Source organism: Longimicrobium sp., from assembly GCF_036387355.1.
Taxonomy (GTDB): Bacteria; Gemmatimonadota; Gemmatimonadetes; order Longimicrobiales; family Longimicrobiaceae; genus Longimicrobium.
The window spans coordinates 1-17,241 of record NZ_DASVTX010000545.1 but is presented as its reverse complement, the minus strand read 5'-3'; the positions used below and the strand labels follow the sequence as shown (position 1 = coordinate 17,241).

Below are 17,241 nucleotides of genomic sequence, written 5' to 3'. Positions count from 1 at the left end.
GCACCCTGTGACGACAACTGTAGACAATCATGGATCGTGAATCCACCATCGGTGACCAGGAACTCGCGCTGGTGCGGCACATTGCCGACCGCGGCAGCGCCAGCGTGGCGGAGGCCGTGGACGAGTTCGGCAGCAGCCGCGCGCTCGCGCGGTCCACCGTGCTCACCATGATGGAGCGGCTGCGCAAGAAGGGATACCTTTCCCGCCAGATGGCGGACGGCGTGTACCGCTACCGGGCCTGCGCCTCGTCCGCGGACCTGCTCAAGAACGCGGTGCAGCGGTTCGTGGAGCGCAGCCTGGATGGCTCCGTGTCGCCGTTCCTGGCCTACCTGGCGGACACGCCCGAGCTTTCCGACCGGGAGCGTGAGGACCTGGAGCGCATCGTCGCCCGCCTGGACGCCGCGCAGCAAAAGGAGGGCTGATGCTCACCCATCTCGCCCGTGTGTCGCTGGAGGGCGCGCTGCTGGCCGCGTGCGTGTGGCTGGTGTGCCGGGCGCAGCCGCGGCTCTCGCCCAGCGCGCGCGCCCTGCTGTGGTGGTGCGTAGCCGCCAAGTTCGTGGTGGCGCTCCTCTGGGTGTCGCCCATCGGCGTGCCCGTGCTGCCCCGCGCGTCGGCGGACGCGCCCGGCGCCGCGGAGGCCCGCGCCGCGGTAATCATCGCGCCCGCTTCGTCGGCTTCCCCGGCGGCCGGGGCCGCCGCCGCGGTGCGTCCCACGCTCGAGGCGGCTCCCGGATCCGGCGCGCCGGCCATACCTTGGAGCGCCATCGTGGCAGGCGTGTGGGCGGCGGGACTGGGCGTCTCACTGCTGCGGACCCTGCGCGCCTGGAACCGCACCCGGGCGGTGGTCTCGCGCTCGGCGCCCGGCGGCGAGGGGCTGCACGCGATGGTCCGCGAACTGTCCGGCCGGCTGGGCGTGCGGCGCACGGCGGACGTCCGGGTGTCGGCGGAGGTGGAGACGCCGCTGATCACCGGGGGGCGCCGCCCGGTGATCCTGGTGCCCGCCGAAACCTTTGCGGCGCTCGCGCCCGACCAGCGGCGCATGGCGCTCTGCCATGAACTCGCGCACCTCAAGCGCGGCGACGTGTGGCTGGGCTGCGTGCCGGCCGCCGCGGAGCGCTGCTTCTTCTTCCATCCGCTCGCCCGCCTTGCTGCCCGGGAGTACGCGTTCTGGCGGGAAGCGGCCTGCGACGAGGCGGTCCTCACCACGCTGGGCGCATCGCCCCAGAGCTACGGGCGCATGCTGCTGGCGCTGGGGGTGTCACGCCGCAGCGCGACCTTTTCCGCGGCAGGGGCCGCGTGGTCGTTCCCGAACCTCAAACGGAGACTCACCATGCTCGACCGCACGTCACCGCCGTCGCTCCGCGGCCGCGCGCTCGCCGCGGGGGCCGTCGCCGCCGCCCTGCTCGCCATCGCGCCCATCCGGGCCGTCGCGCGCGCCGCCGCGCCCGCCCCGTCGCAGGCTGCCGCGCCCGCGCCCGCCGCACGCCCAACGCCGCCCATCACCCCCTACGTGCCGGTGATGGCCAGCGCCGAACCCGCGGCAGCGATCGCCGAGCCCGCGCCTGCTCCCGCCCCGGACCCCGCGGCCGCGCCCGCCCCGGAAGCCCCGGCGCCGGTGGTGTCGGAACGGGACGCGCATTCGTCGCAGGACCTGCAGTTCGTGCTCTTTGGCAACGACAACAACACGATGATGACCGGGTCGTCCGCCGACGTGGAAAGCGCGCGGCGCCACCGGCGTTCGGGGGAGCCGCTGCTCTGGTTCCGGTACGGCGGCCGGGAGTACGTGGTCCGCGACGCGGGCGTGCTGCGCGACGCCCGGGAACTGTGGGAGCCGGTGGGCCGCATTGGCGAGGAACAGGGCCGGATCGGCGCGCAGCAGGGGGAGATCGGCGCGGCGCAGGCCCGCATCGGGGCGCAGCAGAGCGAGATCGGCGCGCGGCAGGGCGAACTCGGCGCGCGGATGGGTGAGATCGGTTCGCGTATCGCGCGGCTGGCCCGGCGTGAGACCGGCGACATCCCGGCCTCGGAACGCCGTTCCATCGAGCAGGAGCGCGAGCGGCTGGAGGCGGAGTCGCGCCGGCTGGGGCGGGAGATGGAAGCGCTCGGCCGGCAGATGCGCGAGGCCGGCGCGCCGATGGACGACCGCGGCGACGAAATGCGGGAACTCGGGCGCCAGATGTCGGTGCTCGGCGAGCAGATGCGGTCGGCCGTGGAGCGTTCCAACGATGGGATGCGCACGCTGGTCCGCCGCGCCATCGACAGCGGCGCCGCGGTGCCGGTCCGCTGAACGTCGGTGCGGGAACACGAAACGCCCCGGTGAAAGCCGGGGCGTTTCGTCTTTCGGATGCAGCGGCAACGCGCGGTTTCTGGAGCCTGATACTTCCGTCGTAGCAGAATCTTGCGCGCGGAGGGCCGGATGTTTACACATGCAGCCGGCATCGGGACCGGCATCCGGTGCTTCCCCGCAACCAAGGAGTGCGAATGGGCAAGGCAAGCAGTGCGTCGGGCTGGGCGTTCACGGGCGTGCTGGCGGCGGTGATGGCGGCGGTTTCCGCGGCGGCGCAGGCCCGGCAGTACCAGCCTGGCGAAATGGTGCGCATGGAGGGCGGCGAGGCGTACCGCATCGTGCAGTGCTTCGGGACCGGAGAGTGGGACGACTGCGAGGTGGAGGCGTTTCAGGACGGGCGCCGCGCGCGCACGGGCACGCTGCGCATGAGCATCCGCAACCTGCGCGCGGGCGAGGCCCGGCGCGCCGCCGCGGCGGGGCAGACCGCCGCGCCGCCCGCGGCTCCCGCCGCCGCGCCGCGTCCCCCGAATCCGCGCCCCGCCGCCCCGCCCGTGGCCGCCAACCCGCGCGGCCCGGCCGCCTCCATGTGCACCTGGACCGCTCCGGGACCCGCGGTGACCGCAAGGACCGCGTTTTCGCAGGCGCTCGCCCGCCGCAGGATCTTTGACCACTACGCCGCGCGCGCCAACGGCAGCGGGTCGGCGCCGCAGCGGGTGGGCGTCGTGTTTCTGGGCTACACGCCGGGCGCATCGTACCGCAACACCGTGCAGAATGTCCCGGGTCAGGGCGCGCAGCGCAGGCATGCCGGCGCGCCGGTGAACGCCACTGTGCACACGTTCCGCAGCCGCCACATGGTATGCGAGCAGTACCGCGACGGCACGGTGGCGCGCCGCGTGGTGGAGGGCACCCACGCCTGCTACGTGAGTCGCGACGACGAATGGGTCTGCGCGAGCGAGAACGACACCCGCATCACGCAACTGGATCAGGAATAGCGCCGCGCCGCGGAGGCGTTCCGCACCGGTCCGGGCCGCTCCGCCCGCACACCCCCCCAACGGTTCCCGTTGCGGGGGGTTCTGTTGTCTGCACCCCCGCACACCGACTTTGACTCGTGGCCGTGCGACACGGGTTTTGCATACCTTGGACGGGAAATGGTTGTCCCCCTGCACTCCCCACAGCTTGTGGACGTGATGGAATCCATTTCAGCGCCGGCGTCCGTGCAGACGCCGGACGGCCTGAACGCCACCCTTGCCGCGCTCCTTCTCCAGACATCCGCGGCGGGGGTGGGATGGCTTGACCGCGATCTGCGGTACGTGCGCGTAAACTCCGCGCTCGCGGAAATGAACGGCCTTGCCGCCGAGTCGCACCCGGGGCGGCACATTCGCGAGGTGCTTCCGCCGGGCGCGGTGGCGCTGGTGGAGCCGATCCTGACCCGCGCGCTGGAGACGGGCGAGCCGGTGACGGACATGCCCGTGCTGGCGCCCCTGCCTGGAGGCGGCACGCGGCACTTCGAGGCCAGCTACTGGCCCGTGCGCGAGCACGATGGGGCGATCTCCGGCCTCGTTGCGTTCGTGGCCAACCGCACGCCCGCGGAGAACGCGCTGCGGGAGAGCGAGTCGCGGCTGCGGCGCGTGGCGGAGAGCGGGATCGTGGGATTGTTCGACTGGGGGCTGGACGGGCGCATCCTCGCCGCCAACGACGCGTTCCTGAAACTGCTGGGCTACACGCGCGACGACCTGGAGGCGGGGCGCGTGGACTGGCGCGGAATGACGCCGCCGGAGTACGAGGCTACCGACGCCGCCGCCGTGGCGCAGATGCTGGCCACCGGGAGCCACGGCCCCATCGCCAAGGAGTACTACGCGGCCGACGGCAACCGCGTGCCCGTGGTGGTGACGAGCGCCTTTCTGGAGGGCTCCACCGAGCAGGGCGTGTGCGTGTGCCTGGACGACACCGCCCGCCGCGAAGCGGAATCGCGGCTCGCCCGCGTGCTGATGCAGACGCCGGCGGCGGTCGGGGTGCTGCTGGGGCCCAACCACGTGGTCCACTCCGTCAACGAGATGTTCTACCGCGTGCTGGGCCGCCGCGACTACATGGGCCGCCCCGCGGCGGAGGGGGCGCCGGAACTGGTGGAACAGGGTTTTCTGGCGCTGATGGACCAAGTGTACCGCACCGGAGTGCCGTACGAGGGGCGCGAGGCGCCGCTGGTGTGGGACCGCGCGGGCGACGGCACGCTGGTGGAGGGCTTCTTTGACTTCGTGTACCAGCCGCTGTTCGACCCGGCGGGCGCGGTGGAAGGCATCCTGGTGTTTGCCGTGGAGGTCACGGCGCAGGTGCGGGCGCGCCGCGAGGTGGAGCAACTGCTGACGGAAAGCGAGCAGGCGCGGGCCCGGGAGCAGGAGGCGCGCGCCGAAGCCGAGGCCGCCAACCGCGCCAAGAGCGACTTTCTGGCCGTGATGAGCCACGAGCTGCGCACGCCCCTGAACGCCATCGGCGGGTACGTGGAGTTGATCGAGATGGGGATCCGCGGCCCCGTGACCGCCGAACAGCTGGTGGACCTCGCCAGGATCCAGCAGAGCCAGCGCCACCTGCTGGGCCTCATCAACGAGGTGCTGAACTACGCGCGGCTGGAGACGGGGACGGTGCAGTACGACACGCGCGAGGTGCGGGTGCTGGAAGCGCTGCTGGACGCGGAATCGCTCGTAGCGCCGCAGGCGCGGGCCCGGGGAATGGCGCTGGTGGTGGCGGAGTGCCCGCTGGAGCTTTCCGTGCTCGCCGACCCGGAGAAGCTGCGGCAGATTCTGGTGAACGTGGTGGGGAACGCCGTGAAGTTCACCGACGCGGACGGGCGGGTGGAGATTTCGTGCGCGGCGAGTGGGGAGCAGGTGCACGTGCGCATCCGCGACAACGGCATCGGCATTCCGGAGGACAAGCTGGAGGCGATCTTTGACCCGTTCGTGCAGGTGCGCTCCGACCTGGCGCGGCCGCACCAGGGCACGGGGCTGGGGCTCGCCATCAGCCGCGACCTGGCCCGCGGAATGGGCGGCAACCTGGTGGCACAAAGCACGCCCGGCGAAGGCAGCCTGTTCACCCTCACGCTCCCCGCGGCCTGATACGGATGGGAACTGCAGGGAATAGGGAATAGGGAATAGGGAATAGGGAGGAAAACGACGGGCCCTTTTACGTTCCTCCTCCCTCTGTGTCTCTGTGCCTCTGTTAGAGCTCCATCCGTTGCTGTTCCCCTGTGGCCTCCGCGCCCTCATCACACCTGGCTCTGGCACGTCGTACCGGTTTTGACGGGTCAGCCCTCCTGGTGGGGGCGCGCGGCCAGGATGAGCCCGGCCAGCGCCGCGCCCATCCACAGCAGCGTGGCGATGGCCCACCGCTCCGGCATGGGCTCCACGTACGCAACCAGCACCCGCTCGCCCCCGGGCGCGGGGATCATGGAAGTGCGCGTTTCGCCGCCCGTCAGCAGCACCTCCAGCCCGTAGCGCCCCTCCGCCACCACGTCGATCAGGAACCGCTCGGCGCCGCCCTGCACCATCAGCAGCAGCACCCAGGTGAGTACGACACCCGCGAACCAGCGCCACGGGTAGTTGCTGCGAATGACGACGATGCTGCCCAGCAGGTACATGGTGGTGGCCGCGGTGAACGGCACGACCCACTGCCACGCCGGCACTGGCCATGGGTGAAAGGCGTACCCGGCCGATCCGCGCGGCGCGCCCTGGGGCACCGGCAGCGCCACCTGCGTGTCGCCCAGGCTCAGCACGCCGCCGCTGAGCCGGGCCAGCGCCCACGCCCAGAGCACGTACGCCGCGGCCAGCGCCATCAGCCACACCCATCCGCTGAACACCTTGAACAGGGTGTGCGGCATGCGGTCCACCGGCATGGACCAGAAGTACGAGCGGCGCGCCGGAGCTTCGCCCTTCCACAGCGCCACGGGGCCGAACACCCCCATCAGCACCAGCGGCAGAATCACCTCCGCGAACTGCATGTCGGAGGGCCGCCCGGTGGGCGAGGCGGCGCGGCTGGCGAGCAGAAAGATTCCCACGCCCAGCACGAACAGGCCGGCCAGCATGGCCTCCTTCTGAATGGCGTCGCGCGTGGCGCGCAGCTGCGCGCGCAGCACGGCGCCGCGGCGCGGGACGGGGTGCAGGGGCGCGGCGTCCACCTCCGCGCGGGCCGGCGGGGAGGGAAAGGTGGTGGCGGTCATGCCTGTTCCTTGCGGCTCAGAAGGGTCACGGCGGCTTCCTGCAGCGTAAGCGGCGCGGCGTCGCGCACCACGGCGCCGCTGCGGGCGAATGCGCCGGCCACCTCGCGCTCCGGCCCCCACACCGTCCACTGGATCTCGCGCCCCGGCCTGCCGCGGCGAACGACGGCGCCGTCCAGCTCCGGCGCGCCGCGCCAGCCGTCGGGCACCTCGGCGCGGTAGCGGCGCAGGTGCGTGTGCATCAGGCCGCGCGGGGCCTGCAGCACCAGCCTGCCGTCGCGCATGACCCCCACGTGGTCCGCCAGCCGCTCCACGTCGTGCACCTGGTGGGTGCTGATGAGGACGGTGGTGGGCGTGTCGGCCACGTGCTCCGCCAGCAGCCCCAGCGTATCGTCCAGCATCACGGGATCCAGCCCGTCCGTGGGCTCGTCCAGAACCAGCACTCGCGGGCGGTGGGCCAGCGCCAGGGTGAGGTGCACGCGCCGCCCCTGCCCCTTGCTGAGCGCGCCGAACCGGCGCTCCGGCTTGAGGTCGAACACGCGCGCGAGCTCCGCGGCGTACTGGCGGTCCCAGGTGGGGTAGAAGGCGGCGTGGTGCTCCAGCAGCCGGCCCACGCGCATCCATCCGTATCCCCAGTCCAGCCGCTCCGGCACGTAGCCCACTTGCGCGCGCGCCCGGGGCCCGTCGCGGCGCGGGTCCAGCCCGCACACCTCCGCCGAGCCGCTGTCGGGGCGCACGAGGTCCAGCAGTACCTTGAAGGTGGTGCTCTTTCCCGCGCCGTTGGGGCCCACCAGCACGTACACGGCGCCCTCGGGCACCTGCAGGTCCACGTGGTCCAGCGCCGTTTCGCGCCCGAACCGCTTTACGATGCCGCGCGTGGCCACGGCCATCGGCGGGCCGGACAGGTGGGTGGGAAGCACGGTGGTCATGATTGTTGTGCCAGGGTGGGAAGGTCCCGGGACGCGGCCGCCTCGCGGATGGCTTCCACAAGCTCTTCGGCGTCGATGCCGTTGCGGTGCGCCTCCACCAGCGCCCGTTCCGCCACCCCGCGCACCAGGTCGCGGCGGTCGGCGTCGTCCTCGCCCACGGCGGCCACAAAGGTGCCCTGCCCGCGGCGCACGTACACGGTGCCGGCCCGCTCCAGCTCGCGGTACGCCTGCGCCACGGTGTTGGGGTTCACGCGGAGTTCCGACGACAGCTGGCGCACGGAGGGGAGCGGATCTTCGGGGCGCAGCGACCGCAGCACGATGGCGCGCCGCACCTCGTCCATGATCTGGACGTAGATGGGCCGCGGGTCGGCCGTGTTGATGGAGATCTGCATGCGGGGTCCCCGATGGGCGAGGTGTACTAGATTGCTGGTACACTAGTACGGCTGACCGAGGTTGTCAACGGCCGGGCAGGCTGCGCGACGGCGCGCTGGCCGGAACGGGGAAACGTTTGTAGATTGCCGCCGGCGACCGATCCGTCGGGCGCCGGCCCACCGGTCCGCGCACTTCCGCGCGGCTCCTCCAGAAAAAGGCAAACCCGCCGAAAGGCGGGGACGCAAAGCTACGAGGCTACCGCGGGCTCCCGCCCGCCACGCCAGTCGAGCCGCCAGACGAGGGAAACACCCCATGCCGTCCCACACTCCGTTCCGCACCCGCGGCGCGCGCCTGCTTCCGCGCGCGGCTGCCGCCCTGCTGCTCCTGCTCGCCGCCTGTTCCGATGGAGGCGGGCCGCTCGCCACCGAAGCCGACACGCCCGCATCCGCCGTGATCGCCACCCGCTTCGCCGACGACTTCGACGTGCCCGTGGACGGCCGGTGGGAGCTGGACACCCACGCCCTGGGGCGCGGCTTTGTCCGCGCCTCCAACGTGTCGCTGGGCGGGGGCGCGGCGGCGGTTTTCCTGGCGCCGGGCGCCTACGACGGCGGCGAACTGCGGAGCGCGCAGCAGTTCGGCTACGGCTCGTACGCGGCCCGCATGCGCACGCCGCGCGCGCCGGGCTCCATCTCCGCCTTCTTTCTGTACCAGGGCGGAAGCACGTCCGACGAGATCGACATCGAGCTCCCCAACGACGGCAGCCGCACGGTGATGTTCACCACCTGGGTGGCCGGCAAGCAGACGCACACCGTCACGCTGCCGCTTCCCTTCGACCCCGCGGCGGAGTTCCACGAGTACCGCATCGACTGGGCAAAGGGGAGCGTGAGCTTTCTGGTGGACGGCGTGCCCATGCTGCGGCGCACGCGGGGCGTGCCGCGCAACCCCATGTACGTGATGGCGAACGCCTGGTGGCCCGTGTGGATGTCCGGCCCCGTGCTCGCCGCGCCGCTGCCGCTGGAGATCGACCAGATCCGCGCGGGGCTCTGACCTTCCACGCGTGCTCGCAGTCGATGGGGCAATGCGAGAATCCCGTTGTGCCGGTGGCGCAACGGGATTCTCTTTCGTGTGGGCGATGGATCGGCGGACATGACATCAGCGCCGACGTGCGTGGCAGGACACCGGTGGAGCGGAGGTGCCGCCGCAGGCGGCGTGGGCGGCGCCGGCCGCGCGAACTGGCATCAGGCGCACTGGACGTCACATCAGCCGCACCGGGATTCCTCACCCGGCTCGGGCTTCGGGTGTCATTCTGAGGAAGGCGCCGCGCCCGCACCGTCCGCCACCCCAGACTCTGGCGCCGACCGAAGAATCCCGCGCCACCGCATCCGATGCACGCCCGGTTGCGCGCCTCGCTCGGACGCTGCGGGTGCGGCGGGAGAGGCTGGAGCACGCCACGTCGGACCGCGGCGCGGCGGATGTTTCGGTCCGGGATTCTTCAGTCGCGCATGAACGCGGCACCGGGGAAAGCGCTGCGCACGCTCCTTCAGAATGACGCCCCGGGGCCGAGGTGGGCGGTAGGACACCGGTGGAGCGGAGGTGCCGCCGCAGGCGGCGCCGGCGGCGTCGGCCGCGCGAACTGGAATCAGGCGAACTGGATTCGTCACATCAGCCGCACCGGCGTTGCTCAACCGGCTCGGACTTCGAGTGTCATTCTGAGGGAGGCGCCGCGCCGCACCGTCCGCCACACCGGACTCTGGCGCCGACCAAAGAATCCCGCGCCACGGCATCCCATGCACGCCCCATTGCGCGGCACGCTCCGACGCTGCGGGTGCGGCGGGAGAGGCTGGAGCGCGCCACGCCGGACCGCGGCGCGGCGGACGTTTCGGTCCGGGATTCTTCAGTCGCGCAGGAATACGGTGCCGGGGAAAGCGCCGCGCACGCTCCTTCAGAATGACGCGTCAGCGCCGAGGTGGGCGGCAGGATATCGGCGGGGGGGAAGGTGCCGCCGCGGGTGGCGTGACTTGCCGCAGCGCCGGGCGGCAGGACCGGCGGGGGGCGGAAGGTGCCGGCGAGCTTTCTCGGAGCGTATCAGGCCTCCGCCGGGTCGGGCGCCTCGCGCCAGAAGGCGGCGCGCAGGCGTTCGGCGGCGTTGCGCCAGTTGTGGCGCACGGCGGCTTCGGCGCGCTCCGCATCCCCTTCGCGGACAGCGGCGACGATGTCGGCGTGCTCGCGCGTGGCGACGCCCAGCTCACCCTCCAGCAGCGCGCCGTACACGTACTCGTACCGGTCCACCTGCGGGCGAACCAGGTCCAGCAGCCGCGCCAGCCGAGGCCCCGCGAGCCGCTCCGTGAGCGTGGCGTGAAAGGCCTGGTGGGTCTGGAACGCCGCCTCCAGGTCCAGCGGCACCCGCGTCACCGTCGCGCCGAACACATCATTCGCCACCTCGAGCCCCGCGGCCAGTGCGGCGCGCGCCTCGTCGCCCAGCGCGGGAAGGCGGCGGACGGCGGCGGCCTCCAGGTCCGCGATCAACCCGAACAGCTCGTCCACGTCCTCCTCCAGCAGTGGCGCCACGGCAAGCTGGCGGCGGCTCCCCTCGGAGCCCACCAGGTAGCCTTCCGTGAGCAGAAGCTGCAGCGCCTCGCGCACCGGCGTGCGCCCCACGCCCATGCGCGCGGCCACGTCCTGCTCTACCACGCGCGCGCCCGGCGCCAGCACGCCGCGAACGATCTGGTCCCGCAGGCCGTCGTACACGTGCGCGGACCGGCCGCCGCGTTCAATGGAGATGGACATGGGGCTCCCGGAGAAAGGGATCGAGGTGGACGGGAGAATACACGGCGGTTGCCCGCGGCGCCATCAGAGCTAAATTGTCGACAACGAGAGCGGCCGTCAACGCCGCCGGACGGGCAAACAGTTGGGGAGCGGCAACATGCAGCTGCGCGAGATCGGGGTTCCGGGATGGGAGCGCGTGGTGGAAGCGCGGGACGGGGAGTATCACGCCCTGATCGCGCTGCACAGCACGGCGCTGGGCCCCGCCGTGGGCGGCACGCGGCTCTGGCGGTACGATTCGGTGGATGACGCGCTGCGCGACGTCCTTCGCCTTTCGCGCGGAATGACGTACAAGAGCGCCCTTGCGGGGTTGGATGCCGGCGGCGGCAAATCCGGCATCCTCGCGCCCGGGCGCATCGCGGACCGCGCCGCGCTCTTTCGCGCGCACGGGCGGGCGGTGGAGGCGCTGGGCGGCGCGTACGTGACCGCCGACGACGTGGGAACGCGCGCCGGCGACATGGACCGCATCGGCGAGGTGACGGCGCACGTCGTCGGCCTCTCCGCGCGCTCCGGCGACCCGTCCCCGCGTACCGCGCGCGGCGTGTTCCGGGCGATGATAGCGGCGGTGCGCCACCGCTCCGGCGCCGACGGCGTGCGCGGGCTGCGCGTGGCGGTGCAGGGGTGCGGCGGGGTGGGGCGCGCCCTGGTCGCGGAACTGCGGGCGGCGGGCGCGGAGGCCGTGGTGGCGGACGTGGATGCGGCGCGCGCGCAGGCCGTGGCCGCGGAGTTCGGCGCGCAGGTGGTGGATGCGGACGCCATCCACACGGTCGAGGCGGACGTGTTCGCGCCGTGCGCGCTGGGCGGCGTGCTGAACGCGGACACCATCCCCGCGCTGCGCGCCGGCATCATTGCCGGAGGCGCCAACAACCAGCTTCGCGATCCGGAGGACGGTGCGCGCCTGGCGGAGCGGGGGATTCTGTACGTCCCCGACTACGTGGCCAACGCGGGCGGCGTCATCACCGGCGTGCACGAGCTGCGCGGCCGACCGGCGGCGGAGGCCGCCGCGCGGGTGGAGGCCATCCACGACACCGTCGCCCGCGTCCTGCGCCGCGCGGAGGACGCCGGCATCCCGCCGCACGAAGCCGCCGACCAGCTCGCCGAAGAGCGCATCGCCGCCGCCCGCCCCGCCTGAGATCCCTCTTCCCCATCCGTCCTCCCGGCGCATCGGGCCGAAACCTTCTGTTTCTGCGCAGTCACGCTTTTTGCCTAGTGGCGGGTCCTTTTGTCTCAAATCAGCCTCTCTGAGGCACTTAGAAGCTCTGTCCACCTTTCGGCATGGTGCTTGCTTGATCATCAACATACGATTTCCAGGAATGCCTGCCGGGTGGCGCAGGGACTGGGGATCGGGGGTGAGGTGCAACCCGCCACCCGCGTACAAAGTCATCCACGGATGCTCAGCCAGCCCGGTTCCAGCGACACCCCTGAAGCCATCGACCTTCGCGGCCGAATCTTTACCGACCTCGACAAACTCGCTTTCGCCCTGGAAATGGAAGCGGCCGCGCACCTGGAGCACGGCCGCGCCGCCGAGTACCTGCGCGTTCAGGAGCGGCGGCTGGGCGTGCGCCTGGCGCAGCGGCTGGTGGCCGGCGTGCCGGCGGACGAGGTCAACGGGCGCATGGAGCGGTGGGAGGGCGACTACGCGCGCCGGCTGGGCCTGACGGAAGAGGTGCCCGCGTGAGTCCGCGCACGGCGGACGCGCGCACAGGCAGACACATCCCGGCAAGCGGGGGATCGGCAGCGGTCCCCCGCGTTGCTTGCACATCCGGGTGACGGCGCCCCGGGCGCGGTAGAACAGGTCAGGGCAGGGAGCGCACACGGGCCGCAAGGCGCGGCCCGGCGCGTGGGATCTCACGGCAAACGGGAGGTGGGGCGTGTCGGCTCGGAGAGTGCTGGTGACGGGAGGCGCGGGGTTCGTGGGGAGCCACCTGGTGGACGCGCTGCTGCAGCGCGGCGACCGCGTGCGCATCTTCGACAACCTCGATCCGCAGGTTCACCCCGAGCGCCGAATGCCCCACTGGGTTCCGCGGGACGCCGAGTTCGTTCTGGGCGACATGCGCGACGCCGACGCGGTGCGCGACAGCCTGACGGACATCGACGTGGTGTACCACCTGGCCGCCGCCGTGGGCGTGGGCCAGAGCATGTACCAGATCGCCGACTACACCGCCGTCAACACGCTGGGCACCGCGCACCTGCTGCAGAGCCTCGTTGACCGGCGTGGCGACGTGCAGAAGCTGGTGGTGGCCTCGTCCATGTCCATCTACGGCGAGGGCCGCTACGCCCGCCCCGACGGCGCCGAGCCGCGCGCCACCCTGCGCACGCTGGACCGCCTGAAGGCCCACGAGTGGGAGCCGCGCGACGTGGACGGCGCCGTTCTGCGCCCCGTGCCCACCGACGAGAACAAGCCGCTGGACCCCACCAGCATCTACGCGCTCACCAAGGCCGACCAGGAAAAGATGGTCCTGCAGATCGGCGCGGCGTACGACATCCCCTCGGTGGCGCTCCGCTTCTTCAACATCTACGGGCCGCGCCAGGCGCTCAGCAACCCGTACACCGGGGTGGCCGCCATCTTCAGCAGCCGCCTGCTCAACGGGCAGCCCCCGCTGGTGTTCGAGGACGGCGGGCAGAAGCGCGACTTCGTGAGCGTGTACGACATCGTGCAGGCGCTGCTTCTTTCCGCGGAAGAGGAAGCCGCGGCCGGCAAGGCGTTCAACGTGGGCTCCGGCCGCGCGGTGACCGTCAACGAGGTGGCCGCCACGCTGGCCTCGGTGCTGGGGACCGACGTGGAGGCGCAGGTGGTGGGCAAGTACCGCGTGGGCGACATCCGCCACTGCTTCAGCGACATCTCGCTCGCGCGCGAAGTGCTGGGCTACGAGCCGCGGGTGACGTTCGAGCAGGGCATGCAGGAGCTGGTGGCCTGGCTGCAGGAGCAGGAACGCCCGCAGGACGGGGTGGAAGCGCATGCGGCCGAGCTGGCCGCCCGCGGACTCACGCTGTGAGGGAGGGGACGATGAAGGGCAAGCGCGACCACATCCTGATCACCGGCGGCGCGGGGTTCGTAGGGAGCAACCTGGCGGACGCCCTGCTGCGCGACGGACATCGGGTCATTGTCGCCGACAACTTTTCGCGCGACGGGGTGCGCCGGAACGCCGCGTGGCTGCAGGCCAACCACGGCGGGCGCGTGCGCATCGAGGAGGTGGACGTGCGCGACGCCGCCCACATTACGCCGCTAGTGCGCGAAAGCCGGCAGGTGTTTCACCTGGCCGCGCAGGTGGCGGTCACCACGTCGCTGGAAGACCCGGCGACGGACCTGCAGACCAACATCATCGGCACCTTCAACGTGCTGGAGGCGGCGCGGACGATGTTGAACCCGCCCACCGTCCTGTTCACCAGCACCAACAAGGTGTACGGCGGGATGGACGACGTGAAGGTGGAGCTGGCCGGCGACGCGTACCGCTACGCCGACGGCCGTCCGGGCATCGCCGAGGACGCGCGCCTGGACTTCCATTCGCCCTACGGATGCAGCAAGGGCGCGGCGGACCAGTACGTTCACGACTACGCCCGCATCTACGGCCTGCCCACCATCGTGTTCCGCATGAGCTGCATCTACGGGACGCGCCAGTTCGGCACCGAAGACCAGGGGTGGGTGGCGCACTTTGGCCGCGCGCTGTACGGCCGCGAGCCCATTACCGTGTACGGCGACGGCTGCCAGGTGCGCGACATCCTGTGGATCGACGACCTGGTGGAGGCCATGCGGCTGGCCACGGGGCGCATCGACACGGTGGCCGGCGAGGTGTTCAACATCGGCGGCGGGGCGGGGAACGCGGTCACCGTGCGCGGCGTCATCGAGCGCCTGGCGGAGATCACGGGGCGCTCCGTTCCCGTGCACACGGCCGACTGGCGCCCGGGCGACCAGCGCATCTACGTGAGCGACACCAGCAAGCTGGAGCGCGTGCTGGGGTGGAAGCCGCGCACCTCGTGGAAGGCCGGGCTGGAAAACCTGGTGGACTGGCTGCGCGAGGCGGATCTGGAGATGCCGGTGGGGATGAACGAATCCATGGACGAGCGCGTGCTGGCCCCGGCCGCCGCGGCAAGCTGAACCGACTGACCTGGAACCGATGACTGTGATCGATCAGACGGCGGACGTGACCGCCGTCGCCGCGGAGACCATGCGCGCCGCCCGCCTCACGGCGCCCGGCGCCACCGCCGTGGAGCCCGCCGCGCTTCCGCAGCCCGGGCCGGGGCAGGTGCGCATCCGGGTGGAAGGGTGCGGCGTGTGCGCCAGCAACCTCACCCCGTGGGCGGGCGCCTCGTGGATGACGTATCCCACGGAGCCGGGCGGGCTGGGGCACGAGGGGTGGGGCGTGGTGGACGCCGTGGGCGAGGGCGTGGACGGGTTCGCCGTGGGCGACCGGGTGGCCGCGCTTTCGTACCACGCCTACGCGGAGTACGACCTGGCCGACGCGAGCGCGACCGTGAAGCTGCCGGAGTCGCTGGCGGGGCAGCCGTTCCCCGGCGAGCCGCTGGGCTGCGCCATGAACATCTTTCGCCGCAGCGACATCCGGGCGGGGCAGACGGTGGCCATCGTGGGGATCGGGTTTCTGGGCGCGCTGCTCACGCGGCTGGCGGCGGATGCCGGCGCCCGGGTGATCGCCATCAGCCGGCGCCCGTTCTCGCTGGACGTGGCGCGGCAGATGGGCGCGCACGAGGTGATCCCCATGGACGACCACCACGCGATCATCCACCGCGTCAAGGAACTGACGGGCGGGGTGATGGCGGACCGGGTGATCGAGGCGGTGGGCAAGCAGTGGCCGCTGGACCTGGCGGGCGAGCTTACGAAGGAGCGGGGCCGGCTGATCATCGCCGGCTACCACCAGGACGGGCCGCGGCAGGTGAACATGCAGATGTGGAACTGGCGCGGGCTGGACGTGATCAACGCCCACGAGCGCGACCCCGAGGTGTACATCGAGGGGATCCGCATGGCGGTGGACGCGGTCGCCAGCGGCCGGCTGGACCCCACCCCGCTGTACACGCACCGCTTTCCGCTGGACGGGCTTGACGACGCGCTGAACGCCACGCGGGACCGGCCGGACGGGTTCTTGAAGGCGTTGGTGATGAACGGAAGTGCGTGAGTGCGGGGTGCGGGAGTGCCGAGTGCTGAGTGCGGAGTGCGGAGGGGCAGTACGAGAGTACGAGAGTACGAAAGTACGAAAGTACAAAAGTACGAAAGTGGGATTGGCGCGGCGGCTGGGTGTGGCCCTCACCCGTCTCGCTTAGGCTCGCCACCCTCTCCCACGAACGGATGTGGGAGAGGGGGCTCACCCCAGGCCGGCGCGTCGCAGCCGGGCTGACTGGCCGCGGAAGGCCTGCCTGACGCGTTCGAATTCTCCCCCTCTCCCGCGACAGCGGGGGAGGGGGCAGGGGGAGGAGGGCCTCTCGGCCCGCCCCGGCGCCGGCTGAAACGCACCCGGCTCTCCGCCCCAGTCCGCGAAAGCGGACTTGTGCTGTTCCAGCGGCGAATTCATTCGCTCCTGGACAGGCGGACGCGCCGATCCTGATGCTGCGCACCAGGGCCGCGGATGCAGTCCGCGCAGGCGGACTTCGCGCCGTTGTTGCCGCGACTTCAGTCGCCCGTCCCGGCGCCGGGACAGGCGTTTGACCAACAGAACGGGTGCGCCCGTTTTTTTCTCAGCTTTGTAGATCCTGCGAAAGACCCGTGAGCGAAACGCTGACCGAAGTCCCCCGCGCAACCGGATCGCACGGCGATTCCACTCTCGCAGCGTCCGCCCTCCCGCGCCTCGGCTTTCTGGGCGTGGGCTGGATCGGGCGGCACCGCATGGAGGCCATCGTCAGCGGCGGCTTCGGCACCGTCGCCGCCATCGCCGACACATCGGACGAGATGATCGGCGCGGCGCAGAAGAGCGCGCCGGACGCGCAGGTGGTGGACGGGCTGGACGGGCTGCTCGCGCTGGGGCTGGACGGCATCGTGATCGCCACGCCAAGCGCCATGCACGCCGAGCAGAGCATCCGCGCGCTGCAGAGCGGCGCCGCCGTGTTCTGCCAGAAGCCGCTGGGCCGCACGGCGGACGAGGTGCGCGGGGTCGTGGACGCCGCCCGCGCGGCGGACCGCCTGCTGGAAGTCGATCTCTCCTACCGCTTTACGGAAGGGATGCGCGCCATCCGCGAGCGGGTGCAGCGCGGCGACCTGGGGCGCATCTACGCCGTGGACCTCGTGTTTCACAACGCGTACGGGCCCGACAAGCCCTGGTTCTACGACCCCGCGCTCTCCGGCGGCGGCTGCGTGATGGACCTGGGCGTGCACCTGGTCGACCTCGCCCTGTGGACGCTCGGGTTCCCGGCTGCGACGGACGTGAGCGCGCGCCTGTTCGCCGGCGGCGAGCCGCTGGCCGCCGCGCCGGACCGGTGCGAGGACTACGCGTCCGCGCTCATCACGCTGGAGGGCGGGACCGCGGTGCAGCTCGCCTGCTCGTGGAAGGTCAGCGCCGGGCAGGACGCGGTGATCGGCGCGTCGTTCTACGGCACCCAGGGCGGGGCGGCGCTGCGCAACGTGGGCGGCTCGTTCTACGACTTCACCGCCGAAGCCTTCCGCGGCACCTCGCGCGAAACGC

The 17,241-nt window shown here is 71.9% G+C and carries 15 protein-coding genes and 1 riboswitch; of the genes, 11 read left to right on the top strand and 4 right to left on the bottom strand.

The window, feature by feature from the left end; all coding sequences use genetic code 11:
- Positions 1-29 precede the first annotated feature (29 nt).
- From VF665_RS23525 to VF665_RS23510, 4 genes are all read left to right on the top strand, one after another.
- Positions 30-422: a BlaI/MecI/CopY family transcriptional regulator gene (locus tag VF665_RS23525; protein WP_331055926.1), complete on the top strand. Its 393-nt coding sequence runs from the start codon at positions 30-32 to the stop codon at positions 420-422.
- Positions 422-2,287 carry a M56 family metallopeptidase gene (locus tag VF665_RS23520; RefSeq protein WP_331055925.1) on the top strand — a complete coding sequence of 622 codons (1,866 nt, stop codon included), beginning with the start codon at positions 422-424 and terminating at the stop codon, positions 2,285-2,287. The genes VF665_RS23525 and VF665_RS23520 overlap by 1 nt, the downstream gene beginning before the upstream one ends.
- Before the next feature lie 194 nt (positions 2,288-2,481).
- Positions 2,482-3,279 (top strand): hypothetical protein, encoded by a 798-nt coding sequence (locus tag VF665_RS23515; RefSeq protein WP_331055924.1) that lies wholly within the window; start codon positions 2,482-2,484, stop codon positions 3,277-3,279.
- Between the two features lie 195 nt (positions 3,280-3,474).
- Positions 3,475-5,394: a PAS domain-containing sensor histidine kinase gene (locus VF665_RS23510; protein WP_331055923.1), complete on the top strand. Its 1,920-nt coding sequence runs from the start codon at positions 3,475-3,477 to the stop codon at positions 5,392-5,394.
- Between the two features lie 188 nt (positions 5,395-5,582).
- Here VF665_RS23510 and VF665_RS23505 read toward each other — a convergent pair whose 3' ends face one another.
- The 3 genes from VF665_RS23505 to VF665_RS23495 are packed head-to-tail and all read right to left on the bottom strand — an operon-like array spanning position 5,583 to position 7,812.
- Positions 5,583-6,494 (bottom strand): hypothetical protein, encoded by a 912-nt coding sequence (locus tag VF665_RS23505; RefSeq protein ID WP_331055922.1) that lies wholly within the window; start codon positions 6,492-6,494, stop codon positions 5,583-5,585.
- Complete coding sequence (locus VF665_RS23500; protein WP_331055921.1) at positions 6,491-7,420, bottom strand: ABC transporter ATP-binding protein; 930 nt, start codon at positions 7,418-7,420, stop codon at positions 6,491-6,493. Before VF665_RS23500 ends, VF665_RS23505 begins: the two co-directional genes overlap by 4 nt.
- Positions 7,417-7,812 (bottom strand): GntR family transcriptional regulator, encoded by a 396-nt coding sequence (locus tag VF665_RS23495; protein WP_331055920.1) that lies wholly within the window; start codon positions 7,810-7,812, stop codon positions 7,417-7,419. The genes VF665_RS23500 and VF665_RS23495 overlap by 4 nt, the downstream gene beginning before the upstream one ends.
- Before the next feature lie 186 nt (positions 7,813-7,998).
- A riboswitch (cyclic di-GMP riboswitch) is annotated at positions 7,999-8,089 on the top strand.
- Between the two features lie 15 nt (positions 8,090-8,104).
- On the opposite strand from VF665_RS23495, the gene VF665_RS23490 reads away from it, so the two are divergent.
- Positions 8,105-8,839 (top strand): glycoside hydrolase family 16 protein, encoded by a 735-nt coding sequence (locus tag VF665_RS23490; RefSeq protein WP_331055919.1) that lies wholly within the window; start codon positions 8,105-8,107, stop codon positions 8,837-8,839.
- Between the two features lie 1,038 nt (positions 8,840-9,877).
- On the opposite strand, the gene VF665_RS23485 is transcribed toward VF665_RS23490, so the two are convergent.
- Positions 9,878-10,579 (bottom strand): GntR family transcriptional regulator, encoded by a 702-nt coding sequence (locus VF665_RS23485; RefSeq protein ID WP_331055918.1) that lies wholly within the window; start codon positions 10,577-10,579, stop codon positions 9,878-9,880.
- Between the two features lie 136 nt (positions 10,580-10,715).
- Here VF665_RS23485 and VF665_RS23480 point away from each other — a divergent pair, with 136 nt between their 5' ends.
- From VF665_RS23480 to VF665_RS23455, 6 genes are all read left to right on the top strand, one after another.
- Positions 10,716-11,747, top strand: coding sequence for an amino acid dehydrogenase (locus VF665_RS23480; protein WP_331055917.1), 1,032 nt, complete (start codon positions 10,716-10,718; stop codon positions 11,745-11,747).
- A 258-nt stretch (positions 11,748-12,005) separates the two neighbouring features.
- Positions 12,006-12,293 carry a hypothetical protein gene (locus tag VF665_RS23475; protein ID WP_331055916.1) on the top strand — a complete coding sequence of 96 codons (288 nt, stop codon included), beginning with the start codon at positions 12,006-12,008 and terminating at the stop codon, positions 12,291-12,293.
- Positions 12,294-12,486: 193 nt separating this feature from the next.
- A complete protein-coding gene (locus VF665_RS23470; RefSeq protein ID WP_331055915.1) occupies positions 12,487-13,611 on the top strand; it encodes an NAD-dependent epimerase/dehydratase family protein in 1,125 nt (374 codons plus the stop codon).
- An 11-nt stretch (positions 13,612-13,622) separates the two neighbouring features.
- A complete protein-coding gene (locus VF665_RS23465) occupies positions 13,623-14,711 on the top strand; it encodes an SDR family NAD(P)-dependent oxidoreductase (protein ID WP_331055914.1) in 1,089 nt (362 codons plus the stop codon).
- Between the two features lie 19 nt (positions 14,712-14,730).
- Positions 14,731-15,744, top strand: a complete 1,014-nt coding sequence (locus VF665_RS23460) for an MDR/zinc-dependent alcohol dehydrogenase-like family protein (protein WP_331055913.1) — start codon at positions 14,731-14,733, stop codon at positions 15,742-15,744.
- A gap of 704 nt (positions 15,745-16,448) precedes the next feature.
- Positions 16,449-17,241 (top strand): Gfo/Idh/MocA family oxidoreductase (locus VF665_RS23455; protein ID WP_349263167.1); only part of this gene is annotated, 793 nt, incomplete at its 3' end.